The organism is Vibrio sp. 99-8-1, from assembly GCF_013114595.1.
Lineage (GTDB): Bacteria > Pseudomonadota > Gammaproteobacteria > Enterobacterales > Vibrionaceae > Vibrio.
Genome location: NZ_VTXE01000008.1, coordinates 79,313 through 95,446, shown reverse-complemented (window position 1 = coordinate 95,446; position 16,134 = coordinate 79,313). Strand labels below are relative to the sequence as shown.

General features: G+C 42.6%; 12 protein-coding genes. 7 read left to right on the top strand and 5 right to left on the bottom strand.

From position 1 onward, the window contains the following. Positions 1 to 54: 54 nt before the first annotated feature. Positions 55 to 1,140: a glycerol dehydrogenase gene (locus tag F0227_RS05995; protein ID WP_171752278.1), complete on the bottom strand. Its 1,086-nt coding sequence runs from the start codon at positions 1,138 to 1,140 to the stop codon at positions 55 to 57. Between the two features lie 251 nt (positions 1,141 to 1,391). Here F0227_RS05995 and dhaK point away from each other — a divergent pair, with 251 nt between their 5' ends. Genes dhaK through ptsP form a run of 3 tightly spaced genes read left to right on the top strand, consistent with a single transcriptional unit; the run spans position 1,392 to position 5,515 of the window. Further along, positions 1,392 to 2,456, top strand: a complete 1,065-nt coding sequence (gene dhaK, locus F0227_RS05990; protein WP_171752328.1) for a dihydroxyacetone kinase subunit DhaK — start codon at positions 1,392 to 1,394, stop codon at positions 2,454 to 2,456. 2 nt (positions 2,457 to 2,458) lie between these two features. After that, positions 2,459 to 3,097 (top strand): dihydroxyacetone kinase subunit DhaL, encoded by a 639-nt coding sequence (dhaL, locus tag F0227_RS05985; protein ID WP_171752277.1) that lies wholly within the window; start codon positions 2,459 to 2,461, stop codon positions 3,095 to 3,097. Positions 3,098 to 3,100: 3 nt separating this feature from the next. Next, the gene (gene ptsP, locus F0227_RS05980; RefSeq protein WP_171752276.1) at positions 3,101 to 5,515 is read left to right on the top strand and encodes a phosphoenolpyruvate--protein phosphotransferase; all 2,415 of its coding nucleotides are present in this window, start codon (positions 3,101 to 3,103) and stop codon (positions 5,513 to 5,515) included. A gap of 163 nt (positions 5,516 to 5,678) precedes the next feature. On the opposite strand, the gene F0227_RS05975 is transcribed toward ptsP, so the two are convergent. Continuing rightward, complete coding sequence (locus F0227_RS05975; protein ID WP_171752275.1) at positions 5,679 to 5,834, bottom strand: hypothetical protein; 156 nt, start codon at positions 5,832 to 5,834, stop codon at positions 5,679 to 5,681. Between the two features lie 178 nt (positions 5,835 to 6,012). Continuing rightward, positions 6,013 to 6,294 carry a DUF1496 domain-containing protein gene (locus F0227_RS05970; RefSeq protein WP_171752274.1) on the bottom strand — a complete coding sequence of 94 codons (282 nt, stop codon included), beginning with the start codon at positions 6,292 to 6,294 and terminating at the stop codon, positions 6,013 to 6,015. Positions 6,295 to 6,650: 356 nt separating this feature from the next. On the opposite strand from F0227_RS05970, the gene F0227_RS05965 reads away from it, so the two are divergent. The 4 genes from F0227_RS05965 (at position 6,651) to F0227_RS05950 (ending at position 12,119) form a co-directional block, all read left to right on the top strand. Beyond that, complete coding sequence (locus tag F0227_RS05965) at positions 6,651 to 7,541, top strand: DMT family transporter (RefSeq protein ID WP_171752273.1); 891 nt, start codon at positions 6,651 to 6,653, stop codon at positions 7,539 to 7,541. A gap of 80 nt (positions 7,542 to 7,621) precedes the next feature. Next, positions 7,622 to 9,157, top strand: coding sequence for a nitric oxide reductase transcriptional regulator NorR (gene norR / locus F0227_RS05960; RefSeq protein ID WP_171752272.1), 1,536 nt, complete (start codon positions 7,622 to 7,624; stop codon positions 9,155 to 9,157). Between the two features lie 186 nt (positions 9,158 to 9,343). Then, on the top strand, positions 9,344 to 11,005 hold the full coding sequence (hcp, locus tag F0227_RS05955; protein ID WP_171752271.1) for a hydroxylamine reductase: 1,662 nt from the start codon (positions 9,344 to 9,346) through the stop codon (positions 11,003 to 11,005). Between the two features lie 73 nt (positions 11,006 to 11,078). Continuing rightward, positions 11,079 to 12,119, top strand: coding sequence for a hybrid-cluster NAD(P)-dependent oxidoreductase (locus F0227_RS05950; protein WP_171752270.1), 1,041 nt, complete (start codon positions 11,079 to 11,081; stop codon positions 12,117 to 12,119). 97 nt (positions 12,120 to 12,216) lie between these two features. Here F0227_RS05950 and F0227_RS05945 read toward each other — a convergent pair whose 3' ends face one another. Together F0227_RS05945 and F0227_RS05940 are read right to left on the bottom strand one after the other, a co-directional pair. After that, positions 12,217 to 13,812: a PAS domain-containing sensor histidine kinase gene (locus tag F0227_RS05945; RefSeq protein ID WP_171752269.1), complete on the bottom strand. Its 1,596-nt coding sequence runs from the start codon at positions 13,810 to 13,812 to the stop codon at positions 12,217 to 12,219. A 213-nt stretch (positions 13,813 to 14,025) separates the two neighbouring features. Next, on the bottom strand, positions 14,026 to 16,032 hold the full coding sequence (locus F0227_RS05940) for an alpha-glucosidase (RefSeq protein WP_171752268.1): 2,007 nt from the start codon (positions 16,030 to 16,032) through the stop codon (positions 14,026 to 14,028). Positions 16,033 to 16,134: the final 102 nt, after the last annotated feature.

Sequence of the window (16,134 nt, the reverse complement as noted above, 5' to 3'; positions counted from 1 at the left end):
AAAAGCCGCCACAAATGTGACGGCAAAAAAAGGAAAAGATGAAATGACTACCTTTTACATTGAACCTAGTTCGTTTGCAGTAAGAATGGCGGCTAACACTAGCTCTGGTGTAACTTCAAATGGCATGTTATGAATAGTTTCGCCTTCAGCGCATGATGCTTCTGCTACTTCCAGTAATTTATCACGATTGATTTCCGTAACACCCATCATTTTCAGGTTAGTTGGCAGGCCAACAGAACGACAGAAGTCGAGTACTTCGTTGATCTCTTCCATTGGTGCATTTTCTAAAACAAGCTGTGTGAGTGTACCAAATGCTACTTTTTCACCATGGTATAAGTGGTGGCACTCTTCAAGCTTAGTTAAACCGTTGTGGATAGCATGAGCCGCTGCTAGACCTGAACTTTCAAAACCGATACCAGAAAGGTAAGTATTCGCTTCGATAATGTTCTCTACTGCTGTATTTGATAGATTTTGGTCGCAAGCGATTTTTGCTTTCAGGCCGTCAGCAATTAATGTTTCATAACATAGCTTAGCTAGTGCTTGAGCCGAACGAGTTGGTGCGCCGCCAGCCATTGTCGATTTGCCAGAAATGCCATTTGCACGAGCTTCAAAATAAGTAGATAGCGCATCACCCATACCTGCAACAAGTAGTCGAGTAGGTGCACCTGCAATGATCTGCGTATCCATGATAACCATGTTCGGGTTGCTTGGATAAATTAGGTACTCTGCGAACTCACCTTCAGGTGTGTAAATAACAGAAAGCGCACTTGTCGGTGCATCTGTAGAAGCAATCGTTGGTACCACGATGACTGGAATTTTGCTGTAAAAGGCAATGGCTTTTGCTGTATCTAAGGTTTTACCACCACCAATACCAACAATGGCTTCAGCACCTTGTGCTTTTGCGATGTCCATTAAACGTTCAATTTCTGGACGGCTACACTCTCCGACAAATTCTGCCATTTTTAACTCAACGCCAGAGTCACTACAGCTTTTAGATACTGTCGCACCAACTAATTCCGTTACAAAGCTATCTGCGATGGCGAGTACGTTGGTGCCCAGTGGTTTTACATATTCGCCGATAGATTTAAGTACGTTAGCGCCTTGAACATATTTGCTAGGCGAGATAATGATTTTGTCCATTTTAGACCTCTTTGAAATTGGATGCGTAGGGTTCTTTATTTAATGTAACCAGTTATTTTCCATCGCGACAGTGATCGATGACTCATTTTGTGTATTAATGGTGTTTTGTGAGTGTTATTTTTGATGTTTCTCTCAGTAAAACGTTTACACTGTTGGAAATATTACAAAAAGTGACATGCAGCAACGACAGAGGGTGGGTTGCCTGTTATTTTAGCTCCAATAATTTATCTATAAACAGTGAAGTGAATGTGATGAAAAAACTAATTAATGAAGTAGAAAGCGTTGTTTCTGAACAAGTAGAAGGGCTGGTATTAGCCAACCCAGAGTTGAAACTAGTGACAGACCCGTATTTTATTTATCACGATAAAAGCCAAGGTAAAGTCTCTTTAGTTTCTGGTGGTGGTAGCGGTCATGAGCCTCTACATGCCGGTTTTGTTGGTAAGGGCATGCTGACTGCCGCTTGTCCTGGTGCTGTATTTACTTCGCCAACGCCTGACCAGATGATGGAATGTGGTAAAGCTATTCCTAATGAAGAAGGCGTTTTGTACTTTATTAAAAACTACACTGGCGACATTTTAAATTTTGAAATGGCGGTTGAAATGTTGCATATGGAAGGCATTAAAGTGGGCTCTGTGGTCATTGATGATGACGTTGCAGTAAAAGATTCACTTTATACCGCAGGTCGTCGTGGTGTTGCAGCAACGGTTCTCATTGAAAAAATCGTAGGTGCCGCGGCTGAAGCTGGAAAAGATATCTCCTATTGTGAAGCACTTGCGACGCGTTTAAATAATCGAGCGCGTTCGTTTGGTGTCGCATTGTCGGCTTGTGTTGTTCCTGCCAACGGTAAGCCATCATTCGAGTTGGCTGATAACGAAATTGAGTTTGGTGTTGGTATTCATGGCGAGCCGGGTATCGAGCGTCGTGAATATAAAAATGTTGATACGACAACATCACAAATGCTTGAAGAGATCTTAGCTTCTGATAGTTACAGTCGCGTACTGAAAACTTGGGACAGAGAAGAAGGTGCTTGGATTGAAACTGAGCAAGTAACAGAAAGTTTTGAAAAAGGCGATGATCTTATTGTATTGGTAAACGGACTGGGTGGAACACCTGAATCAGAACTGTTTGGTGCGTATCGTAAAGTGCATAAAGAGTTAGAAGCTGCCGGTTTCAATGTTGCCCGTACATTGGTTGGTAACTATTGTACGTCGTTAAATATGGAAGGTTTCTCTATTACTCTGCTTAAAGCAGACCAAGAGACTTTAGAGTTATGGGACGCACCAGTCGATGCGCCATCACTGCGTTGGGGATGCTAATTATGTCTGATATCAGTAAAAGTCAAATCATCCGTTGGTTAACGGATTGCAGTCAGGTTTATATCGATAACCGAGATATGCTAACGGAACTGGATGCCGCTATTGGTGATGCCGATCATGGCTTGAATATGGAACGTGGTTTTGCTGAAGTTGCCGCAAAATTGCCAACCGTTGCCGATAAAGATATTGCTAACGTATTTAAGATCACAGGCATGTCTCTACTTTCAAAAGTCGGTGGTGCGTCTGGCCCGCTATACGGCACTCTGTTTATTCGTGCCGCAACAAAATCTGCTGGAAAGGAAGCGTTAACATTAGAAGAGTTTGTTGACGTTCTTCAAGCGGGTGTCGACGGTGTTGTTGGTCGCGGTAAAGCGGTCGCTGGAGATAAAACCATGTGTGATGTTTGGTGGGATGTCATTGAAACCGCTAAGCAATCAGCCGCAGCGGGTGAAGATGTTAAGGTTGCGCTGGCTAACATGGCGTTAGTGGCTGAATCTGCCGTTGAAAAAACCATTCCAATGCAGGCTAAGAAAGGGCGTGCCAGCTATCTTGGTGAGCGCAGTATTGGCTACGCTGATCCGGGTGCAACGTCAACAAAACTAATGATTCAAACACTTAATAATGTGGTAAATGAGGCATAAATAATGGTAGGTATCGTTGTCGTTTCACACAGCGAATTGCTGGCAAACGGAGTGGTTGAGCTAGCAAACCAAATGACTCAAGGTCGTTGCAAAATTGCAGCGGCCGGAGGCATTGATGATCCTGAAAATCCGATTGGTACAGATACCATTCGCATTATGATGGCAATTGAAGAAGTTTATGATGACAGCGGCGTCGTGGTGATGATGGATATGGGATCAGCGCTATTGAGCACCGAAACTGCATTGGAGCTTATTGATCCTGAGATGGTAGAGCATATTTCATTGTGTTCTGCTCCTATTGTTGAAGGAACCATGGCGGCCTCGGTCGCGGCATCTGCGGGTCTTGATATTGCATCTGTACTGCAAGAAGCGGCGGGTTCGCTATCTGCCAAATGTGAGCATTTAGGTGAGAGCGATCAAGACGAAGTGACAGTGGACGTTGTAGAGATGTCTGGGGAGATAGTCGAGTTCAACTGGACGGTACTTAATCCACATGGCTTGCATGCACGTCCTGCTGCGGCGATTGTGTCTACTCTCGCTGGCTTTGATTCTGATATTCAACTTGAAGCGCCAGCGGGCATAGCCAATGCGAAAAGTTTAAATGCTATAGCAAAACTGAGTGTGAAACTGAATGAACAGATTCGCATCCTGGCATCAGGATCGGATGCAGATAGAGCGATAGAAGCGTTTGAACGATTAGCCAATGAACATTTTGGTGAATCTGTTGAGGCGGAAGTGGTTAATAGCGCTGAAATTGCGACTCACAAGGCTGCTGAAGAGATTATTCAGGTCGATGGCGCAATTGCAGGGATTCCGGTTTGTGATGGTATAGCAATGGGCCAAGTCTTGGGTCTTGAGAGTGCCATGCCTGAAGTGCCAGAGCGTCAGTATTCAGGTGAGGCTCAGGAAATCGCTATTTTTGATGATGCGTTAGCTGCGGTGTTAGCTTCTCTGAAGCAACAACATGCAGAAGCTGAGAAAACATTAGGTAAAGAGCATGCCGATATTTTTAGTGCTCACTCAATGATGATTTCTGATCCAGAACTGCGTAGTTCCATTTTGCTAAACATTAAAAATGGTTCGATTGCGGAAGCATCACTGCTCTCTGCAATGTCTGAACTTGCTAATGAATACGCAAGCTCTGATAGTGATTACATGCGCGAACGTGAAGCGGATGTATGGGATGTGGCGAAACAGACCATGTATTCATTCGCGGGTGCCAAAGCAGAAAGCATAGAATTAACGGATAACTGCGTTATCGTTGCGGTCGATCTGTCTCCTGCACAAACCGCACAGTTAGATCCACAAAAGGTGGCTGGTATCTGTTTAGAGGCGGGTGGGCGTACTTCTCATAGTGCCATTATTGCGAGAGCAATGGGAATTCCGTGCATAGTAAAAGCAGAAGGCGCATTAGCGTTAACAGCGGGTGGACAAGACGTCATACTCGATGGCAAACGTGGTCACCTTTGGTTAACCCCTGATGCAGAAACGCGCTCTCGACTTACTGAAGAGCGAACTATCTGGATGGCCGATATTGCTGAGAAAAAACAGCAGGCATCTAAACCAGCAGTCACAAAAGATGGTTTGAAAATTGACGTTCATGCCAATATTGGTGGCTTAGAAGATGTTAAGTCGGCGCTAGAAAATGGTGCAGAGGGTGTTGGGTTACTGCGCACTGAATTTGTATTTCAGTCGCAAGAAACATTACCAACAGAAGATGACCAGTTCCAAATCTACCGAGACATTGCAGCGGCGTTAGGCGATAAACCTCTCACTATACGTAGTTTGGATGTGGGCGGTGACAAGCCGTTACCCGCTTATCCAATGGCAGAAGAAGAGAATCCATTTCTCGGTCTTCGTGGCGTGAGATTATGCTTGGCGAATGAAGCCCTGTTTAAACCGCAACTTAAAGCCGTATTACGTGCTGCTAAGCAACACAGTAATGTTCAGTTGATGATACCTATGATTGCTGAAGCTGCTGAACTACGTGCGGTTAAAAAGCTTATTGTTCAGTGTCGAGAAGAGCTGAATTTGCCTGACAGCGAATGCCCATTAAAAGTGGGTATCATGATTGAAGTGCCCGCAGCGGTGCTCAATGCTGATGAGCTAGCACAAGAGGCAGATTTCTTTAGTATAGGAACCAATGATCTTACTCAGTATGTCATGGCGGCTGATCGCGGAAATACGTCGGTTGCCGAGCTGGTGGATTATAAAAAATCGGCTGTCATTTCAGCCATTGAAATGACATGTGTAGCGGCTAGTAAGTACGATATTCCAGTAAGCATGTGTGGAGAAATGGCTGGCGATACAGAAATGTCACAAATGTTGATTCAATTAGGCGTGCATAAACTGAGTGCTAGCGCATCACTGCTTCCAAGCCTTAAGGCTCAGATTCGTGATGTGGATGCAATTGGATAGTATGTAGCTGAGTGTGGGTTCCCTGGTCGGGAATGCTACATTGATATTGACATATAGACCGTGTTTTTGATTTAGCGTAATTGCTATTGATGAAATGCGGTCTTTTTTTGTTCGTTAGGTAACTATTTATGTAGTAAAACTACATAATAAATTGGTGCGTTAATTAGTTTACCCAAGACAGGCTCATTAATAGAACGATGGTTGCTGTAACGGTAAACATTGTTGCTAGAGCAGCGATTTCAGCGAATGTATCTTTTAACTTAGAGCTGATGTGTTGGTTTTCAGTTGTTGTGATTTGTGATGATAAGATTGAGCTCATAATGATTCCTTTTGAATGTGTTTTTTTAGATTTCGGTCACAATTATGAGTCTTTATGTGATGTAAGTCAAATAAAAATGGTAATTAAATTACATTTATGAAGAGAAAATTACAAAAATAGGTGCCTATTTCATAAATATCGAATGAAATTATTATGTTAGTGGTGTATCAAACCCGTATTATTGTTTTTCTGCAGGTTGCTCAACAGTAAACCATTTTAATGCTCCATTGGTTTCGTAAGCATTTTCTGCCTTGCAGATCATGTAGTAGTCGCCGACCTTTAAGAGTGCACCAACGGAGTAACTTTTATCTTGGTAGTAACAGACTCTTTTTCCTATATCACTCCCTAGACCAACCACGACCGCAGTATTAGGAGTGGATACCACTTTGGCACTGCTGAACCATGAAAAAGTGACCAGTGAAAATAGTAAAACTAGCTTAGTACTTTTATTGCTGAACATTAATTTTAACCTCATGCCATGCTCGAACCGCGTTCAGATTGATCAACGTGTCTATTTGTAAGATCAACAGACCCGTGAGACTGATAAGAGAATTGGTAATAATTTATTGAATTAGTATAGCGCGTGAAAGTGACATGAGATGACATTGTTGTAAATGATCTGCGTTAGTTTGATGTTTGATTAACGTCACTATGGAGAAGTAAATGGGAGCACAAAAAATAACGGGTTAAGCCGATCCCTTGAGGTTTATGGATTATTGTCTGATTATGTTTCAATTGGAAACATAATAATAACTATTTGGCTACTGGCTATTTTCTATTATTATGTAGCAATTATTTACATTATCTTAGGTCAATATGTCTTCTCATTCCCCAGTGCTGGGTGCAAGCTGGATGCTAACCGCAGGGCTGGCTTTTGCTGTTGTTAATAGCTTGGCACAGTACGTCAGTATCAATTTTGGTTTGCCGTCTACCACTGTTGCTTTAATTCAGTACGCTATTGCGTTGATCGTAATCTTGCCTTACTTAAAAACGCTTGGTATTCGTCGTTCTTTATCGACGAGTAATCTTGAGCAGCATATTTTTCGTGTGTTCTTATCGGTGATCGGCATTCAGCTGTGGATGTGGGCACTTGCGTACCCTGTACCAATTTGGCAAGGCATAGCATTATTGATGACCTCTCCTCTATTTGCCACCGTCGGTTCAGGACTGTTCCTTAAGGAGAAGGTAGGGGTTGCCCGTTGGAGTGCCACGTTAGCGGGCTTTGCCGGTGCCATGATCATACTAGAGCCGTGGGCTGATGATTTTAGCTGGGCAACTCTGCTGCCAGTAGGGGCTGCTTTTTTCTGGGCTTGTTATTCGTTAATGGTGAAAAAACTATCGTCGCAAGATTCTCCTTCGACTATGGTGGTGTATCTGCTGCTGTTCATTACCCCATTTAATATTTTGTTGGCGTTGCCTGACTGGTCAATCCCTTCTGGAACCCAAGTTTGGGTGATCTTATTTGTGGCAGGAGCGATGACAGCGCTGGCACAGTGGGGAATCGTGAAGGCATATTCAGTTGCTGATGCCTCATTTGTTCAACCTTTTGACCATGCTAAATTGCCTCTAAATGTGTTGCTCGGCTGGTTGGTCTTTGGGTGGGTTCCACCGGGTAGGCTATGGCTAGGCGCGTTTATCATTATCGGTGCAGTGGCCTTTATCACTCAATGGGAAAGACGTTTACAGCATAATTATCAGCGAGATTGATCGCTATTGAGATAACACGGTGATGTCATAAAGACAACATCGTGTTATCTTAACGCCCTGTTCAGTATTTGAGATAAAGAATGAAGGCGTCCGTAGAGAAAGTATTACTACAAATAGCATTGGATTTAAGTTCAGCCCTTCCTAAAGGTCAGCACTATCAAAAGCTTATTGATTCTGTAAAGCAGGTGCTTCCTTGTGATGCTAGCGCGTTATTTGTGTTAGATAAAAATGGAGTATTAGTGCCTGTGGCGGTGAGTGGTTTGTCTACCTCCGTTCTTGGCCGACAGTTTATTCCTGCCGATCACCCTAGACTCAGCAAAATCTTATCAAACAAAAAACCGATCCGGTTTAGTGCAAACTCCGAATTACCCGACCCATTTGACGGTTTGTTGTCTATTGCCCCAAGAGAACAAATAGATGTTCATGACTGTATGGGCTGTAGCTTGTATGTCGAAGACAAACTCGTAGGGTTATTGACCCTTGATGCGTTGGAGGTAGGGGCGTTTGATAAAGTGGATGCGATTACCATTGAAACCTTTGCTGCGCTTGCAGCTGCAACCCTACGAAATATCACCCTATTTGAAGCGTTACAAGAGTCCAACCGCCAACAGAAATCCATTAATCAGCTGTTAATAGAACAAGCAAGGCATAAGCAAGGACAGTTAGTGGGGGTGAGTCCTCAAATGCAGTCGTTGAAAGACAGCATTAGCATGGTGGCGGCGTCAGATTATGCCGTCCTCATTAGTGGCGAGACGGGAACAGGTAAAGAACTGGTAGCTCATGCTCTGCATGAGAAATCGACACGCAGTGATAAGCCTATGATCTATGTAAACTGCGCTGCGCTGCCCGAGTCCATTGCCGAGAGTGAGTTGTTTGGGCATGTTAAAGGAGCATTTACCGGAGCAATATCGAATCGTGCCGGAAAGTTCGAGCTTGCAGATGGCGGTACCATTTTCCTTGATGAAATTGGTGAGCTCCCTCTACTGTTGCAAGCTAAGTTACTCAGAGTTATTCAGCAGGGCGAAGTGCAGAGAGTAGGGGCAGATAAAAATGCCTTGGTAGATGTGCGTATTATTGCGGCAACAAATAGAGAACTTCACCATGAAGTCGAGCAAGGGCACTTTAGAGCGGATCTTTTCCATCGATTGAATGTATTCCCTATTTATATTCCGCCATTAAGACAGCGGGTGGGGGACATTCCTGTATTAGCGGGTTACCTTCTTGATAAAGTTCGTAGTCAATTTAATATCCCCAATTTATATATTCATCCTGACTGCTTAGCCGTTATGGAGAGAATGGAATGGACAGGCAATGTAAGGGAGTTAGAGCATACTTTAATGCGAGTAAGCTTGAAGGTGATACAGCAAGGAGGGCATGTTATACATTCGGCTGATTTGGGTCATCCGATACCGCCAATGGAAGTGACGACTGAGCGAGATTATTTTCATCAGGCACCAAAACCGATGCGAGAAACGGTTGAGGTGTTTCAGAAGCACCTGATTCAACATGCACTGCAACAGTCAGATGGTGTTTGGGCAAAAGCCGCGCAGTTTTTACATATGGATCGCGGAAACCTTTACCGTATGGGTAAAAAGCTCGGCATTGAAAGTAAATAGAATGACTTGATGTAAATATGACAACGTGATGTTGTGGTATTTACATCACTTTAAGCACTCAGTTTAATTAAAATTGTTAAAAATCAATAGGATAAGTTTTGGCACGGAGTGTGCTATATCTGCTCCGAAATGAAAAGCTATTGGCAGAGTATCAATAGCAAGAATTAATTAACTGGAGCTTAAACTATGTTCTGTATTCAATGCGAACAAACGATTCAAACCCCTGTAGGGAAAGGCTGCTCATACACCCAAGGTATGTGTGGTAAAACAGCAGAAGTTTCTGATCTGCAAGATATATTAGTATATTCTCTTCAAGGTGTTTCTTACTGGGCGGATCTCGGTCGCGCAGTTGGTGTTATCGACAATGAAATTGATCAGTGGGCACCAAAAGCATTCTTTTCAACGTTAACCAATGTCAACTTCGATCCTGAACGTGTTATTGAATTTGCTCAACAATCTGACGCTTATAAGCAAAGCTTGTCTGAAAAAGTGAAAGCAGCCGCGCTTCTTTCCGGGTTTGAGCTTCCAGAGCTTTCTCCAGCCGCTAAATTTGATCTACCGAATGATGCTCAAGCGATCATCTCTCTTGCTCCTGAAGCCGCGGTAAACCGTGGTCATGATACTTTGCATGAAGACGTTATTGGTCTTCGACTGCTGTGTCTATACGGCCTTAAAGGGGCTGCAGCATACTTGGAGCATGCACGAGTACTTTCTCAAACTGATGATGTCGTGTATGGCGAATACCATCAAATTATGGCGTGGCTTGGTACTGATCCAACGGATCTGCAAGAGCTACTAAAATGCTCTATGCAAATTGGTTTGATGAACTATCGAATCATGGAGATGCTGGATAAAGGTGAAACTGACACCTTTGGCCACCCTGAGCCATCTCAAGTTAACGTTAAAACAGTGAAAGGCAACTGCATTCTTGTTTCTGGTCATGACTTACACGACCTTGAGAAAATCCTTCAACAAACAGAAGGCAAAGGCATCAATGTTTATACCAATGGTGAGATGCTGCCTGCACACTCTTATCCTGAACTGAAAAAATACCCTCACCTAGTCGGTAACTACGGAAGTGCTTGGCAGAATCAACAAAAAGAATTTGCTAACTTCCCGGGCGCTATTGTGATGACATCTAACTGTCTACTTAGCCCTGACGTGGGTCAGTATTCTGATCGTCTATTTACTCGCAGTATTGTTGGCTGGCCGGGTGTTGCTCATATCGAAGGTGATGACTTCAGCGCAGTGATTGAGTGCGCTTTGGCACAAGATGGCTTCCAACACGATGAAATTGAACAAATGATTACTGTTGGTTTTGGCCGAAATGCGCTAATGGCAGCAGCCCCAGCGGTTGTTGAGCAAGTGAAAGAAGGCAATATTAAGCACTTCTTCCTTGTGGGCGGTTGTGATGGTGATAAAGCAGAACGTAGCTACTACACCGATTTTACCGCGCAAGCTCCAGAAGACAGTGTCATTCTAACACTGGCGTGTGGTAAGTTCCGATTCAACAAAAACCAGTTTGGCGATATCAATGGTATCCCTCGCTTGCTTGATGTTGGCCAATGTAACGATGCGTATTCAGCGATTCAATTAGCGCTTGCGTTATCAAAAGAGTTTGATTGCGACATTAATGAGCTTCCTCTTACCTTAGTTCTATCTTGGTTTGAGCAAAAAGCGATCGTAATTTTGCTTACGCTATTCGCTCTAGGTGTAAAAGGCATTTACACCGGGCCGACAGCACCAGCATTCTTAACAGATAACCTATTGGCTATTCTGCAAAAAGAGTTTGATATGCGTAGCATTTCTACCGTAGAAAACGATCTTAAAACAATCCTCGCTGCTTAATTGTATTAAGGGTTTACCGGCACTGCTTATGCGTTGCCGGTTTTTTTTGTTTTAGAATTCGAGGATGTAAATCATGTTAGCTTGGACACACTCAGATACCATAGAACTTATCTGCAAAGATAAATGGCACGAAACCCCTGATAGCGTTAGTTTTATACTGGCCAGCGCCGATAATGATGTCAGATTTTCATTTAAGCCGGGGCAGTTTGCTTCGCTAGGTGTTACTCTTTCAGATAGTGTTCAATATCGTGCTTATTCAATCAGTTCGTTACCTAATGAGCACTTTTTGCAGTTTACTGTTAAGCGTGTAGACGGCGGGCTTGTCTCAAATTACATACTTGACCACCTTCAGGTGGGTGAAAGAGTAACAGTGTTGAAGCCGGCAGGAAGCTTTAACAATATTGACTGCATACCGCAAGAAAAGGTGACTATGATCAGTGCTGGCTGCGGAATAACGCCTGTTATGTCCATGGTTAAGTATTGGCTCAACAGCGGTGAAAAGATCGACATTGACTTTGTTCATATGGCGCGTGACAAAGCCAATACCATCTACTTTGATGAGTTAGAGTTATTGGCCAAGCAATACGATAATTTTCATCTAAAGCTGCTACTAAAAAATAGTGCTGACACTCAGTACCCTCAAGGAAGATTAGATCAGAAATGGTTATCAGAGCTGAGTCCTGACATAACGCAAAGAACCGTTTATCTGTGTGGGCCTGTCGGTTTTATGCAAGATATCAGTCATTATTTACAGCAGCTGAATTTTGATAGCGCCAACTTTTTTGAAGAGAGCTTTACGCCAGATATTACTACTGACACCGAAACAACGGTTGATACCGAAGTGGCCGGAACCGTGTCTATACAGGTACCAAGCTTTGGTGCAGATGTTGAAGCAGACAAAGGTTCAATGCTTATAGACGCCCTAGAAAAAGGGGGAGTGCCTGTCATTGCCGCATGCCGCAGTGGTATTTGTGGCTCGTGTAAGTGCAAAGTGACGGTTGGTGAAGTTGAACGTACAAGTGTCGAGACGTTAACAGAGCAAGATATTGAGCAAGGTTTTGTATTGGCCTGTTCTTGCAAAGTACACTCGGATGTCGAAGTGAGCTTAAACTAGCTGACCACGAAAGTTGCTTGCATTATCTCAACGGAAGATTTAATAGATACGGCCTAATTATCTTAGGCCTGTATAACCTCAACGTAATGGTGTGGAGTTAATTTAAGCAGCAGCTTATTAGTTGATTTCTCTCTATTGGCTTAATAAAAATGCCACTAAGATTGTAATCACTGTTCTTGTACCCTTCCAAATTACTCTTAATTGCATCTGCTGTAATAAAGTAAGCGGGCGTCTCTTTATACTCTTCGATCGTTCTGAGTATTTTTAAGGTATCAGGACCACAAAGTATTGGCATATGGATATCCAGCAAAAAACAGTCGATATATTTGGGAAATTGCTGTTGTTCTATTGCTTTAATTAGCTCATCACCATCGGCGAACGCAATGACCTTTGCGCCTTCTGAGCGTGCCATATATTTTAAGATCTCTCGATTAAACGCTTGATCTTCTACAATACAGATCACTTTATTTTGTAAATAGCGTTTATTGTCAGAAAATAATGTCGGCCTGTTTTCTGTGAAAACTTGTTCTTCTTCGACTTTATCTAAATATAAAGATACCGCGACAATAGTGCCTCGGTTAGGTGTTGAAAATAACTTTACATTTCCTCCCATCAGTAGAGCAATTTCCTTTACTATCGCAAGCCCTAATCCTGTCCCTTCAAAGTATTTTTCTGAACTTTTGAGTTGTTTAAACACTTTAAACACAGAGTTTCTATGATGAGTGTTGAGCCCGATACCGTGATCTCTGACTAATATCATTATTTTATGTCGATTCGGAGTGCGTGTTGTCAGCGACGAGACGCGGATTTCAACCGGGGCATCTCTGGAGAACTTAATGGCATTAGAGACCAAATTAAAAATGATCTGTTTTACTCTGGTCTCATCACCAATAAATTGATCTTCTTTATTGATAGTAAATTTTGAGATTAGATCAATATTGTTCGCGCTGGCTTTAAAAGATTGATTAGATAACACGCTTTCAATGACGTTAACTAGGTTAAACTTATGTTGATCCAATTTAAGCTGGTTCACCTCGATGGATGAGATATCAAGAATGTCATTGACTAAGTTAAGTAGGTGATCGACGGATGCTTCAATATTACTATGATACTCGTCGTGCTTTGATGAATCGGAATGTTTTATCAGATCAAGATAACCCGAAATTGCGCTGATGGGGGTACGGATTTCATGGCTCATTTTGGCTAAAAATAGATTTTTTGTTTTTGTTGCCTGCTTTAAATTCAGTTCCAAACGTTTTTGTTTTGAAATATCGACCGCTAAACACATTACGCCAATAACCTTATTTTTGCTGTCAAATATCGGTGCCTTTTGCGTAAGATAATAATGAGAATGACCTTTAGAGTTTGGTACCTCTTCTTCAATGGTCACTTTTTTCTTTTCGCGAATGACTTGTTGATCAAATTGGCGAATATGTTCGGCTGTCTCAGGGGAAAAAACAAAAATTTCTCGATCGGTTTTTCCTAATACATCTTCTCTTTTTACACCAACAGAGTGTTGGTAACACTTATTGGCAATAAAGTGTCGTCCTTGAAGATCTTTGGCACAAATAACGGCGTCAATATTATCTAGAATCGTGGAGATACTAAATATACTGTCGTCTCCGCCGGAAGAGGTGATTAATTCAGAGAGTAATTTGCTATCTACACTGATGTTGTCGGATAAAAGCATCATTATTGCTCGCAAGTTGTATTGATAAATCAATATTGAGAGCTAACAGGTCAACTTTTAATAGCATATAAAAAGTAATTTAGATAATGAGATGCTAATAGCTGACTATCCAGCGCGACTGTGGCGAGTTATACAACAGAGAATAGAGAGAGTTGAGAGGGATAAAAAAGGCCTCTTTAGTAAAAAGAGGCCAAAACACGAGGATGGATAATGTTATTAGAAATCCGCTATTTTGCTTAAGAATTCCGCTTGTTCAGCGTTCTTACGATAGAATACCGCAGGTTTGCCTATAGGTGCGTCGACGGTAATCCAACCACCGGTATAAACCTCACCTGTCCATACATGTACCCACTCATCTTCTGGAAGATACACTTCTTTCTCTTGTTCGCCTTGGTTGTATACAGGCGCAACTAATAGGTCACGACCAAATAGGTATTCAAACTTAATTTCATACGATTCTGTGTCATTTTCATAATGCATAAACAGAGGACGTTGAATAGGTAATCCTTCTTGAGCGTTCAACTTGCTAGCCGCCTTGATATAAGGCTTAAGATATTTGAATATCTTGGTCATGCGGGCAAGGTGAGCAAGGGTTTCTGCATCGCTATCAAATTGATGGTTGTCTCCCGGGCGGTTACCTTCATGGCTACGCATAATTGGTGTAAATGCTGCCATTTCAGCCCAACGTTGGAATAGCTCTTTACTGCGTTTCATTCCGTGAAGCGTGGTATAGCCACCAATGTCGCTATGGTGAATACCATTACCCATTAAACCGGATGAAAGTGCGGCTGGGATAACAGACGCCAAGCCATCTTCAATACACCAGTCAACGCACTGATCGCCACCCCATAATGTGTGACAGTAGCCTTGAATGCCGGTCCCACCCGCACGCATAAAGAACAGGATATCATCCGTTTTTCCGGCTTCTTCAATCGCTTCATGCTGAACTTTTGCCCAACGATATGGCCACTTATTGTGTTCGATTTCAGCACTAACCCCGTTGCTTAGGGAACAGTCAGTTGGTAAGTACTCACCAAAATCACCCATCCAACCATCAAGACCAAATTCGATCATGTTCGTTTTAATTACGCCTTTATACCACTCACAGGCCTCAGGGTTAGTGAAGTCAACCACGCCGCAGTAGAACTCACCGAAATCAACCACATACTTCGAGCCGTCTTGTTTAGTGGCAAGATAGCCATTTTTAGCCGCTTCGTTATAAAGAGGGAAGTCTTCTAAAACATAAGGGTTAATGTAACCAAGGAAGCGCACACCTTCTTCTTTCAGTTTGTGAATCTTACTATCAAGCTCTGGGTATAGCTCTTTGTTCCATTGCCAATCCCACTGCAAGCGTTTACCAAAAGAGGTCATCTTAATGCCTTGCCAATCTTGGCACCACGCACCTGCAACTTCGACACCTGCCGCTTTCGCATTGTCTATTTTGCTTACTGTAATGTCCGTACCACCCTGAATACCGAGGATCACACCATCATGAACCCAGTCTGGCATTTCTGGTTGGCGGCCAAATACACCGGTAATGTTTTTCACTAAGGCTGGGAATGATTCTTCAGCATCTAGCAGCAGATATTGAGGAATGTTCCAACACTGTAGTTCATGGAAATCCGCATTAGTGAAATCGAAGTCAGCGTAGGCGGTAGTTTCTAGGTGACAGAAGTATTTTTTGTCGGAAACAAACGTCGGTTGAGGGTAGTTAGTGTTGTAGTAATCGCCGCCTGCTTTATCTTTAACATCAGCAAGCCATGTCACGTAATTGTTTTTGTTTCTGCCTACTCCAGGCTCTGAAGACCAAAGAGGGAAGTTTTTGCCTCGCAGATTAAAGTAGGTGAGCTGTTCGCCACAGCCATAAACTTTCTCATCTTCTGTGGCAGCAAGACGAATCCAGAAACGGTTATATTTTTCGTCTAAAGCAACAAATTCAGCTTTAAGACGGGTCTCTTCTGTTTCTGAAACCACCATTTTAATACTTGGCTCACCATCAAAATAGAAGGTTACTGTTGTCGCATTATCACCTTGCTCAACATCATATTGGCGCATTGGCAATCTTTCAGTCACATAGTCCGTAATATCAAAATTACCACGGTACATGTCGTAGTTCGCTTCACCTACACCTAAGAATAAAGAGGGAGTGTCTTTAGAGTGCTGGAATACAATTCTATTTTTATGTTTTATGATTAAAGCACTGTCGTTGCAGGATACGTCCATTTTTAGGCTCCAAATAGTCAGGAAAAATTACTAATTTATTTATGTAAATAAATTTAATTAAATGTTCTTTGTAGAAAATATTTAAATAAATAAATGAGATTT